Here is an 11,614-nt window from a genome sequence, read left to right as displayed (position 1 = left end):
ACCCCCTCGCCGCCCCCCCCGGGGGGGTGGTCTCTTTTTGCGGGTGGGCGCCCCCCCCCCGCTACGCACGCACTCGGGCCGGCGGGGCCCCGCTCCGAAGGCTCCCCCGGAGCCTTCTCCGCGACCCGCCTCGTCCCTCGCACCGCGCCGCTGCCCTTCGCCACGGACCAGGCGCCGTCAGGCCGGGCCTGCTCGGACGTTACAGCGCCCAATCCTGTCCTTCTGCAGGAAGTTCGGGGCTGGTCCTGATCGTAGCTGTCGATAAATCGGGAGCGGGTGCTCCCGCTTTGTCGTATCCGGCTTCCATGCCAGCGGCGACGCGGATGTCAGCCGCCTGGCCAGCTCATGGGAGGTCCGGAACCCCCGACTGGGGCATGAACACGCGTCTATCCTTGTCGATGATCAGATAGGAAATGGGCTTGCCGAACAATCCCATGGGCGAGCCGTAGAAGGCCCGGTGCCTGGAGGCGTCTTCGGGGCTGGGCGCCGACCAAAACGTCGGCATCCCGGGCATCCGCTGACCCAGAAAATTCCGGAGGGATTCACTTATCAGAGCGTGCGAGGCATGGTCCTGCCAGCCTGGATCGATGCTCTGGAGCCTGCCTGCCAGGTCAGGGCTGGAAAGCACGATCACGGGGACGGTCCACTCTGAAATGCCGCATTCCCCGGGCAGATTCCCGTGGGGAGCCTTGGCCTGGAAATTCTGCCCATGGTCGCTGGTATAGAACACCAGGGTGCCCTCCGGAAGCCGCCCGGCCACGCCCTGTAGGAACGCCAGCGAGGCCCGGGAGATCGAGATGGAATAGGGGTCCGGGGCCCCGGCCACCTCAGGCGGAAGGCTATGCGCATAGGGGAAGTGGGTCCCGACCTTGTTGATGAGGGTGAACGTCCGCTCCGCCTTCCCCAGCTGGCCGAACAGCGCGGGGATGGCATTGAGATCCCGCTCCGTTCGCACACCCAACGCCCCGGCCGGCAGGACTTCGTCAATGAAGGACTTCTCAAGGTCATCGAAGTAGTCCTGGATGGCCAGGTCGTCCAACACGCCCTGGCAATCGATGTAGGCGGTCCGGAACCCAGCCTCCTTCGCCACCTGGAAAAGGCTGGGGAAGTGGCGAAGGGATGTTCCCGGATCTTTCGGATCCGCGCCCCGCCTGAGCATCAGGTTCGAGGCGGCGCTGGAATTGGCGAAGCTGTACCCCAGACCGAGATTGCGGAGGTCCGGCAGGTGAGCCCGATCGACCAGGTCGCGGAACGCGCCCCCTTCCACCGATTCGTCGATGACGAGAACGAGGTGCCGCACGGTGGGGTCCATGGGAACGTGCTGGAACGCCGCCGCGGCTTTTCCGCCTTGTACCCATCGGTGGGCCGCGGCATCCACGGCCAGCGTTCCGGCGTGCAGGCCGGCCTGGAACTGCATGGGAAACCCATTCAGAGCCGTGTCTCCACCGATGGCCAGGATCGCCACGTACATGACGACCGCGGTCAGGCTGGCGGTGATCATGGGGATGCTGTTCCTGATCCGCAGGGCGACGCGGACCCAGATAAGCAGGACCAGCACCCCTAGGATCTGCAGCACCACGATGAGGATGGGTGCCGTGAATTGGGACAGCGCATCTCGCGTGTTCCCGACCGATTCCAGGAGAGCCTTCCCGTCGACCAGGGTCAGGGGCCGCCCCCTGATCCTGAAGAAGGAGGTGCCGACCAGAAGATTAAGAGAGAAGAAAAGCCCCCCCAGGATCGCCCACCGGCGACGGGCGATCCCGCAACCCACCAGCGCCAGGACTGCGGCCAGGATCTCCACCAGGTAGATCAACCGTTTCAGCGGGTGCCCCAGGGTGGCCATCCGCTGGGGGATCTGGGGATTCATCCACAGCGATAGCACCACCAGCAGCGCGCACGCGACCAGCACCTGCGCGCGTCGGGTCAGCTTGAGAGGTCTGGGCAGGATCGATTCCGTGACCACCGGAGGCTCCGGATCAAGTCACTGTGAGCACCTGACACCCTAAGGACAAGTGTGGCGGGCGTGAGGAATCAAGAAACCTACATTCATCTGCCTTTAGGACTTTGGTCAGAGCATTCGGAGCGGGCGCTCTGGGAGGGTCGGACGAACCGGGCCGGGGCTCATCGCAGACAGGGTGGTTCGATCTCAAGGGCCCCGGACGAGGCCAGGCGCGGCAGACATTCAATGACGGGAGCCATCCGGCCCCCTTCGTTTCCCGGACGAAAACCTCCCTCGGACAGGCTCAACGGGAGCCCACCCGCCCTTCGCATCGCGCTGCTGCCGTTCGCTACGGATTAGGTTCGGTTTTGAACCTGCGAAAAAGCGGGGGCCACGGCCCCCGCTTTTTCGTACGCCACAAAGCAGGCTACTGAGCGGCCCTACTCAATCCGTCACCGCGAACACCACGCGGTCGTTGCGCAGGCGCTCGGGGTCCAGGATGCGGATGGTGGCGTTCTTCCGGTCGTCGGCGAGGATCACGGTGTAGTCCTTGTCCTTCTGGAGGGAGCCGGGCACCACGTTCACCTTGCTGATCTTGGCGAGGCCCACGTCCGAGGCCTGGATCTGCACCTGGGGATTGGGATCATCCAGCGGGAGATCCTTCACGAAGCGGGAGGCCACGGCCTTGGGGCCCATGCGGTCCTTGGCGAAGACCGGCACCACGATGACGCCTTCGTTGACCAGCTGCTTGCGCTGGCCGACCAGGTAGTGCATCGAATTGAGCTTGGCCTTCTGGGCCTGGCTCAGGGTGGTCAGCTCGCTCACCTGGGCCGTCAGGGTGGTCTTCTCGGAATGGAGGGCGTCCACCTCTTCCTGCACCTTGGTCCGCTCAGCCATCAGGTCCTGCACCTGGCCGGAGAGGTCATCGCGGTCCTTCTGGAGGGCCGCCCGCTGGTTGTGCAGGTACTCGGTGGGACCGATCTCGGCCTTGCCCTGGGTCACGGCGGTGAAGTACGCGCCGCCGGCGTACTGCTGGTAGACCTGCCAGCCAGGCTGGAGGTCTTCCAGGATGTTCGCCCGGGCGGCCAGGGTCTTGGCCTTCTCCTCCGAGAGGCCCTTGCCCTTCAGGAAGCGCACGGCCATGGCGAAGTGGTTGTCCTTCTCGGTGGCGATCTGGGGCTTGGGCAGCTGGGACTGGAGCCTGGCGATCTTGGTGTTGAGCTCGCCGATCTGCTTGTCGCGGTCGAGGATCTCCTGCAGGAGGGCCGCGGTGCCGTTGTTCTTCTCGGCCTTGATGCGCGATTCCAGGAGTGCGCGCTGGTCCTCCGTCAGCTGGATGCCCGCGGCGTTGGGCTGCAACCCCGCCTTGGCCATGGCTTCAGCCTGGGCCTTGGTGACGCCCTGGGCCTGGCCTTCAGCCTGCTGGGCCTCCGCCACCTTGCTGGCGAAATCCTTGGATTCCGCGGACTCGGACTGCGACTTCTGATTGCACCCGACCGCGAGAGCGAGCGGGAGGACCGCGAGGGCGGCCCCGAGAGCGAAGGGTTTCAGGAATGTCATGCACACCTCCTCAGAGAGCGGGGAACGCTGGACCTGAAGGGTGGTGCCGCCTCCGGATTCACGCAAGTCAATGTATATACACCATTTGTTCTATCACGAGCCCATCCCTGCGGAGGTGCGCCTCACTTAAAGGCCGTGATCTCTTCACTCAAGCAGGGGTCCATCAAGGCCGCGGTCGCGAAGATTTTGGTGTCGACCTCAAAAAAAGCGGGGGCCGGAGCCCCCGCTTCTCCTTCGGACCCGGAGGCCCTATTCCATCTCGTTGGCCAGGACGGGAACCTCGACCACGGGCGCGGCCGCTTCCGCCTTGCCGCCCAGGGTGGCGTGGAAGGTGTCCCAGTCCAGTTCCTTCTCCCAGCTGGCCATCACGACGGCGGCGATGCAGTTGCCGATGTGGTTGGTGATGGCGCGGGCCTCGGACATGAACTTGTCGATGCCGAGGATGAGGGCCATGCCGGCCACGGGGATGGTGGGCACCACCGCCAGGGTGGCGGCCAGGGTGATAAAGCCCGAGCCCGTGACGCCGGCGGCGCCCTTGCTGGTGATCATGGCCACCACGAGGATGCCCAGCTGCTGGCCCAGGGTCAGCTCGATGCCCAGGGCCTGGGCGATGAAGAGCGAGGCCAAGGTCATGTAGATGTTTGTGCCATCCAGATTGAAGGAGTAGCCCGTGGGGATCACGAGACCGACGATGGACTTGGAGAGGCCCAGCTTCTCCATCTTGTCCATGAGGGGGATGAGGGCGGACTCGGAGGAGCTGGTGGCCATGACCAGCAGCAGCTCGCTCTTGATGTAGCTCACCACCTTGAAGATGTTGAAGCCTGCCAGCCGCGCGATGATGCCGAGGACCACGAAGATGAAGACGGCGCAGGTGGCGTAGAAGAGGAAGATGAGCTGGGCCATGGGGATCAGCGACTTGAGGCCGAACTTCCCGATGGTGTAGGCGATGGCCGCGCCGGCGCCCAGGGGGGCGAGGTAGAGGATCTGCTTCATGACGCCGAAGAACATCTTGCTGAGGTTGTCCAGCATGCCGATGACGGGATCCTTGACCTTGTCGGGCAGGGCCGCGAGGGAGAAGCCCATCAGCACGGAGATCAGCAGCACCTGGAGGATGTCGCCCTCCGTGAAGGCGCTGAACAGCGTCTTGGGGATCATCTTCAGCAGGTGGTCCGTGACCGTCAGGTGCTGGGCCTGGGTGACGTAGTTGGCTACGAGCTTGGGATCGAGCTTCGAGGGGTCTGCGTGGAAGCCGCGGCCGGGCCCGAACACGTTGGCCATGACCAGGCCGATCACCAGCGCCAGGGTGCTGACGATCTCGAAGTAGAGGATGGCCTTCCCACCCACGCGGCCGGCCTTCTTGATGCTGCCGGATCCGGCGATGCCAAGCACCACGCTGCACATGATCACCGGCGGGATCAGCATCTTGATCAGGTTGATGAAGCCGTCGGCCGCCGGCTGCATCTTCACCGCGATGGCGGGATAGAAGTGCCCCAGGAGCGCGCCGAGGACGATCATGACGGCGACCCAGTTGTACAGTTTTGATGCGGCACGCTTGAACATGCGGATGGTCCTTTCAGAAGATCCAGACATGGGGAACAGGCGGCCCCGAGAGGGCCGGAAGGAAACGTGGTGGGAAAGATGCCGGAGGTCTGGGCGGAAACCCGGGAGGGGTCCGGGGTGCCGAACAGCTGCACTGCTCACACGACCTGCGGGTAGGTTTCCTGATTCTCGGTCACCCTTCCCGGAACGCACCGTTCTGGAAGTTGATTCCCCGATTTGGAACTTTTGAAAGCGGGTTACCCCCGGATGACCAACAACTCAACCCGGAGCGTCAAAGCGAGGTCCGGCTCCGCCGGGTCGAGCGCGGGGGTCCGGGAGGAGGCTCCACCTCCGCGAGCCCAAAGGGCGAGTGGGAGCCACGCCCCGCGTGGCGTCAGGTGGACGCGCAGCGCGCCCTTAGATCCCCACCACGCATGCGCAACGCGGGACCCCCGGAGAATCACAGGTATTTCTGGACTTCGCGCAAGTACCCCTTCTGGAACTGGAAGCGGTGGACCGGCCGCCCCCCAGTGCCGTAGCCGGGCTCCATCCGGAGCACCTTCAGCGCGCCGAGGAACTCGAAGTACTTCCGGACGGAGACCCTGGAGATGCCTACCTGGTGGCCGATCTCCTCGGCGGTGAACCAGGGGGACGGCCCCTGCCAGGCCGCGACCGCCTTCACCACCTTCTCCAGGGTGTTCCGGTCCAGGCCCTTGGGGAGCCCCTCCGCCTTCCGGCCTTCCGCGACCCGCCCGGCCAGGCGCTTGTCGAGCTCGATCTGATCGAGAACCTGGCCGCCCCGGATCAGGCGGCGGGTCTCGCCGTAGCGATCCAGGGCCTGCTTGAGCCGCTCGAACTCGAAGGGCTTGATGAGGTAGTCCACCGCGCCCAGCTTCAGGGCCCGATCGATGGTCGCCGCGTCCCTCGCGGCGGTCACGAAGATGACGTCCACATCCAGGGCCTGCCGGCGGATCTCCCCCATGAGCTCGATGCCGCTCTGCCCGGGCATGAAGATGTCCATGAGCAGCAGGTCCACGGTGTGGCGCCGCAGCAGGTCCAGGGCCTCGGCGGCGCTGCCGGCGGAGGCCACGGTCTCGAAACCCGGCACGCGGCTCAGGTACATCCGGTTGAGCTCGGCCACCATGGGATCGTCTTCGATCAGCAGCACCCGGATCATGGTTCCTCCCGGAGGAACAGGGTAAACGTGGCCGTGAAGAGGGCGCCGCCTTCTTCGCGGTTCTGCGCCACCAGGCGCCCGCCTCGGGCCTCAATGGCCCGGGCGGCCTGCCAGAGGCCGAAGCCGCGGTTCTCCCCCTTGGTGGAGAACCCCAGGTTGAAGGCCTCGGCCAGGATGTCTTCGGGCATCCCCGGACCGCTGTCCGCGACGGACAGGTGCAGCAGGGTGCCCTCGGGCCGGAGGGACACCTGGATCTCGCGGCGCACGCCGTCACCGATGGCCTCGACCGCGTTCTCCAGCAGGTTGCCGAGCACGGTGACGAGATCGTGGGAGGCGGCGTCATCGGGACAGGGGGGCAGCGAGGCGTCCTGGTCCAGCTCCATGTGGATGTTCTGCTCCCGCGCCGAGGCGAACCGGGCCAGCAGGAAGCCTGCGATGACGGGATCTTTGATCCGCTGGACCACGAAGCCCACCTCGTCGTCCAGCCGGCCCGCCACGCCGGCGATGTAGGTCTTCAGGCGCTCGTACTCCTCCAGCCGGACCAGCCCCAGGATCACGTGGAGCTTGTTCATGAACTCGTGGGCCTGGGCCCGCAGGGCATTGGCGTACAGGCGGACACCCGTCAGCTGCTCCGCCAGCCGGTTCATCTCCGTGATGTCGCGGAAGGTGGCCAGCGCCCCGGTGATGCGGCCGCCCACCATGACCGGAACGCGGTTCGTCAGGATCGGCAGGCCCAGGATGTCGCCCTCCTGGTCGTACTCCGCCTGGCCGGTCTCCATCACGGTGCCCAGCCTGGAGCTGGGGAGGACCTCTTCCACCGGGTGGCCCACCAGCTCGCCGTGGCTTCCCGCCAGCGCGAACAGACGCAGGGCCTCCTCGTTGACGATGGTGACCACCATCTCCCGGTTCACGCCGATGATGCCCTCCCGCACCGAATGCAGCATGGCGTTGCGCTGCTGGAGCATGGTGGCGATCTCCTGCGGCTCCATGCCCAGCAGGATCTTCTTGATGCGGCCGCCCAGGTACATGGCCCCCAGGATCCCCGCGGCGAACCCGATGACGCCCCCGATGACGATGCGCTTGCGCACGCTTACGATCGTGCGGTCCACACCCGACTGGAGGATGCCCACCGCCACCGCCCCCACCTGCCGATCCCCCTTCCACACGGGCGTGAAGGCGCGCAGCGAGAGGCCGAGGGTGCCCTTGGCGATGGAAAGGTAGGATCGCCCCTGGTACACCTCCGCATCGTCGCCGCCGGCGAACCGGGCGCCGATGAGGGAGGCGTTGGGGTGCGAGAGCCGCATCCCGTTCATGTCCATGACCACGACGTAGTCCACGCCGGATTCGGTCCGCATGCGTTCCGCAAGGCCCTGGACGTCAGCCTGGGGGCGGTTTCCCGCCAGGGCGTCCCGCACCACCTCCGCCTCGGCGGTGATCCGCGACAGCAGGACCACCTTCTGCCCCAGGGCGTCCCGGGTCTGGCGGGCCATGCGCCAGTCCACCATGGCCCCCGTGACGATGAGGGCCAGGGCCAGGATCAGCGAGACCAGGATGGTGATCCGGGTCCGGAGCTGGAGGAACGGGCGCATCCGCGGCATGGTAGGGACCATCGTAGGGCGGAAGGACGAGGAAAGGCGAGGCCGGCGGAGGCCCGCCCGTTCTGGGGTAACCTAGGGGCATGACCGACGACAAGTCCGTTCCACGGCTCCCCATGCCCCTCCGCCGCCAGAAGGCCGTCCAGGCCGCGTGGAAGCCGCTGCTGTTCCAGTGGCTGGTGCCGGGAGCGGGCTACTGGATGATCGGCGAGAAGGGCCGGGCCAAGGCGTTCTTCGGCGTCTGGGCCCTCTTCTGCCTCCTGGGTGCCCTGCAGATGCAGCATGGCGCGGTGGCCGGCGTGAAGGGCGGCGTCTTCGTTCCCCAGACCGGAGCCTGGCTGCCCACCCTGGGCGCCTTCGCCACCGCGGGCATCGGACCGGCGTACGGCTTCTTCGCCTGGGCCTTCGGTGGCGCGGGCACCGAGCCCGTGCGCACACTCACGCAGGAGTACGGGGCCACCTACGTGATGGTCGCCGGCCTTCTCAACTGGCTCTGCTGCTTCGACCTCTGGGACCGCATCACCGGCCGCTGGGTCTTCCGGCTTCCCAAGGACGAACAGGAGAAGATCGCCAAGGGCGAGTAGTCGCCGGCTATCAGCTGTCAGCTATCGGCCGTCAGCTAACGGCTGTCAGCCCTCGGCCTTGAGGGACTTCGCCAGGAGCTGGGCGCGGATGAAGGCGTCGATGTCGCCGTCCAGCACCTTCTGGGTCTGGCTGGTCTCCTCGCCGGTGCGGTGGTCCTTCACCATCTGGTAGGGCTGGAGGACGTAGCTGCGGATCTGGCTGCCCCAGGCCACGTCGGCCTTGTCGCCGCTGGCGGCGGCCACCTTCTCCTGGAACTTGCGCTGCTCCAGCTCGTAGAGCCGGGCCTGGAGCACCTTCATGGCCGTCGCGCGGTTCTTGATCTGGCTGCGCTCGTTCTGGCAGCTCACCACGATGCCCGTGGGCAGGTGGGTGAAGCGCACGGCGGATTCGGTGCGGTTCACGTGCTGGCCGCCGGCGCCGCTGGCGCGGAAGACGTCGATCTTGAGGTCCTTCTCGGGGATGTCGACATTGATGGTGTCGTCCAGCTCGGGGCTCACGTACACGGCCGCGAAGCTGGTGTGGCGCCGCTTGGCGGCATCGAAGGGGCTGATGCGCACGAGCCGGTGGACGCCCGCCTCGGCCCGCAGGTAGCCGTAGGAGAAGGGGGCATCGACGATGAAGGTGGCGCCCTTGATGCCGGCTTCCTCCCCGTCCTGGTAGTCGATCATCTCCGTGGCCCAGCCCTTGGCTTCGCAGAAGCGCAGATACATGCGCAGCAGCATGGCGGCCCAGTCCTGGCTCTCGGTGCCGCCGGCGCCGGGCGCGATGGCGACGATGGCGTGGTTGTTGTCCAGGTCGCCGCTGAGCATCATCCTCAGCTCGGCATCCTCCACCGCCTTGCGGAGCCCCGTCTCCACGGCCTCGGCCTCGACCAGCATCTCGGCGTCCTCGCGGGCCAGCTCCAAGCCCGTCTCCAGGTCCTCCAGCCCGCCGGACAGGCGCTTGGCCAGGGCGATGTCGTCGCTGATGGAGCCCCGCTTCTGGAGCAGGGGCTTGGCGGCCTCGGGATCGTCCCAGAACCCCGGGGCGGTGGTCCGCTCCTCGATCTGTTCCAGTTCCAGGGCCTTGCGCTCGGGATCCAGGTGGGCGACCAGCTGCCGGACCCGGGGCTCCAGTTCGTTCTTGGCCCGCACCAGGGTCTCGAAATCCATCGTCCGCGTCTCCAGCCCGAGCTTCCGGGGAACCTTCAAGTTTATGCCAATCGGGGATCGGCCGTCCCCACGGTATTCTGATCAGATGCATGATCCCACCCCCGTGCTGCCCGCCGATCTGGAGCCCACCGCCCGTGGGGTCCTGTCGGGCCATGGGGGCGTGACCCTCGCCTACGCGCGCTGGGAGCACCCGGAGCCCAAGGGGCGGGTGGTCATCTCCCACGGCTACGGCGAGCACGGCGAGCGCTACCGCCACACGGCCCGCTGGCTGCACGGGCTGGGCTGGTCCGTGTCCGCCATGGACCACAGCGGCTTCGGGCGCTCTGGGGGCATCCGGGGTGACGCGCATGGCATCCGAGCCTTCGTGGACGACTTCGCCCTCTTCCTCCGCCAGGAGCGTCGCCACGACGCCGGGCGCACGGGCGCCGCGCCCCGGGTGGTGGACGGCGTGCCCATGCCGCCCTTGCCCGTCTGCCCCCAGGTGGTGCTGGGCCACAGCTTCGGGGGACTGGTCGCCCTGCTCACCCTGCTCTGGCACGCGGATACCCTGGACGGCCTGATCCTGTCGAGCCCCAGCGTGGCTGTGCGGTCCAATTCGAAGGCCCTGGTCGTGCTCTCCCGCCTCCTCAACTGGCTCATGCCCCACCGGCCCATCCAGCTCCATGGCGACAAGAGCCGGGTCTGCTCGGATCCCGTCCTCGTTCAGCGCTACCAGACGGATCCCCTCTGCCACCGCTGGGCCACCGCCGCCTTCGGGGCCGCCCTGGACGAGGGCCGGGCCGAGCTGCTGCCCCTGGGCCAGGAGCTGGATCGCCCCATGCTCCTGCTGGAATCCGGCGAAGACACGGTGGTGGATCCGGACGCCTCCGAGGCGCTGTGGTCCGCCGTGAAGCCGGGCCTGCTGGAGCGGCACCGCCTGCCCGGTTTCTACCATGAGGTCTTCCACGATCGCCGGCGCGCGGAGGCCCAGGCCCTGGCCGAGCCCTGGCTGGACCACCTGTACCAGGCATGGAATCCCTCCCAGCGCCCCCGGAACCCTTCGCTCCGTCCCGCCATGTCTGAAATGCTGTCCCCGGAGTCCGCATGAAGCGCATCCTCACCGCCCTGTCCGTCAGCCTCCTCCTCGCGGGGCTGGGATTGGGCTGCCGCAAGCCGAAGACCGCCAGCCAGACGACCCTCAGCTCCACCGTCCTGATGGCCGAGGCGGACAAGCAGATGAAGCAGGGCAAATTCAACGAGGCCCGGACGACCCTCCGCCAGCTGGAGCAGTACCTTCCGGGCTCTCCCGAGTTCCCCAAGGCCAAGCTCATGCTGGGCGACAGTTTCTTCTTCCAGTCGAACCCCAGCTTTCCCGAAGCGGAAGTGGAGTACACGAGCTTCCTGAACTACTTCCCCCGCCACGAGCTCCGGGACTATGCCCTGTACCACCGGGCCCTGTGCCACTTCTCGTCCATCGAAAGCGCTGAGCGCGACCAGACTGAGACCCGCAAGGCGCTCGACGGGTTCCAGCAGCTGCTGACGGAATCTCCGGGCAGCCCCTACGCCCCCGAGGCCAGGTCCAAGGTCGTCCAGTGCTGGCGGCGCATCGCCGAGCACGAGCTGATCGTGGGCATCTTCTATGTGAACGTCTACTACTACCCGGGAGCCGAGCGGCGCCTGAAGGCCCTGCTGGAGACCTATCCCGACTACGTGGATCGCGAGCGGGCCTATTTCTACCTCGGCGAGGCCCTGCGCCAGCGGCTGCTGCTTCCCGAAGAGCTGAACCAGTTCGAGAAGGACTACGCCAAGAAGATCCAGAAGGAGGATCTGAAGGAGCTCACCCGGGAACAGGGCCTGCAGTACCAGAAGGACTTCATCACCTTCACCACCGAACGCATCAAGGGTTTCCGCGACGAGGCCAGGAGCTACTACCAGAAGCTGGTGGAGAGCTATCCGGGCTCCGAGTGGGCCCGCCGCGCGGCGGACCGTCTGGTGACCATGGGCACCGACGGCGTGAAGGAAGACCTGGATAGTTGATGTTGTCCGGGGGTTCCCCCCGCCACGCATGCGTGGCAGGGATCTCGGGGCC

9 protein-coding genes are annotated in these 11,614 nt (G+C 66.7%); 3 read left to right on the top strand and 6 right to left on the bottom strand.

Annotated features, from left to right (window positions below; genetic code table 11):
* Window positions 1-343: 343 nt before the first annotated feature.
* From MLG87_RS13005 to dcuS, 5 genes are all read right to left on the bottom strand, one after another.
* Window positions 344-1,963: an LTA synthase family protein gene (locus tag MLG87_RS13005; protein WP_243295578.1), complete on the bottom strand. Its 1,620-nt coding sequence runs from the start codon at window positions 1,961-1,963 to the stop codon at window positions 344-346.
* Window positions 1,964-2,383: 420 nt separating this feature from the next.
* On the bottom strand, window positions 2,384-3,499 hold the full coding sequence (locus MLG87_RS13000; protein WP_243295577.1) for a coiled-coil domain-containing protein: 1,116 nt from the start codon (window positions 3,497-3,499) through the stop codon (window positions 2,384-2,386).
* A 249-nt stretch (window positions 3,500-3,748) separates the two neighbouring features.
* Window positions 3,749-5,059 (bottom strand): C4-dicarboxylate transporter DctA, encoded by a 1,311-nt coding sequence (gene dctA / locus MLG87_RS12995; RefSeq protein WP_243295576.1) that lies wholly within the window; start codon window positions 5,057-5,059, stop codon window positions 3,749-3,751.
* Between the two features lie 439 nt (window positions 5,060-5,498).
* Complete coding sequence (locus MLG87_RS12990; protein WP_243295575.1) at window positions 5,499-6,215, bottom strand: response regulator; 717 nt, start codon at window positions 6,213-6,215, stop codon at window positions 5,499-5,501.
* Window positions 6,212-7,813: a DcuS/MalK family sensor histidine kinase gene (gene dcuS / locus MLG87_RS12985; RefSeq protein ID WP_243295574.1), complete on the bottom strand. Its 1,602-nt coding sequence runs from the start codon at window positions 7,811-7,813 to the stop codon at window positions 6,212-6,214. The genes MLG87_RS12990 and dcuS overlap by 4 nt, the downstream gene beginning before the upstream one ends.
* Before the next feature lie 80 nt (window positions 7,814-7,893).
* Between dcuS and MLG87_RS12980 the strand changes: the two genes are divergently transcribed.
* A complete protein-coding gene (locus MLG87_RS12980; protein WP_243295573.1) occupies window positions 7,894-8,394 on the top strand; it encodes a DUF6677 family protein in 501 nt (166 codons plus the stop codon).
* 45 nt (window positions 8,395-8,439) lie between these two features.
* Here MLG87_RS12980 and prfB read toward each other — a convergent pair whose 3' ends face one another.
* Window positions 8,440-9,546, bottom strand: coding sequence for a peptide chain release factor 2 (gene prfB / locus MLG87_RS12975; protein WP_243295572.1), 1,107 nt, complete (start codon window positions 9,544-9,546; stop codon window positions 8,440-8,442).
* Window positions 9,547-9,631: 85 nt separating this feature from the next.
* Here prfB and MLG87_RS12970 point away from each other — a divergent pair, with 85 nt between their 5' ends.
* Both MLG87_RS12970 and MLG87_RS12965 read left to right on the top strand, forming a co-directional pair.
* The gene (locus tag MLG87_RS12970) at window positions 9,632-10,633 is read left to right on the top strand and encodes an alpha/beta hydrolase (protein WP_243295571.1); all 1,002 of its coding nucleotides are present in this window, start codon (window positions 9,632-9,634) and stop codon (window positions 10,631-10,633) included.
* A complete protein-coding gene (locus tag MLG87_RS12965) occupies window positions 10,630-11,562 on the top strand; it encodes an outer membrane protein assembly factor BamD (RefSeq protein ID WP_243295570.1) in 933 nt (310 codons plus the stop codon). The genes MLG87_RS12970 and MLG87_RS12965 overlap by 4 nt, the downstream gene beginning before the upstream one ends.
* The last annotated feature ends 52 nt before the right edge of the window (window positions 11,563-11,614 follow it).

Origin of the sequence: Geothrix mesophila (assembly GCF_022808835.1) — a bacterium.
Classification (GTDB): Bacteria; Acidobacteriota; Holophagae; order Holophagales; family Holophagaceae; genus Geothrix; species Geothrix paludis.
This window is presented reverse-complemented; position numbering and strand designations above follow the sequence as displayed.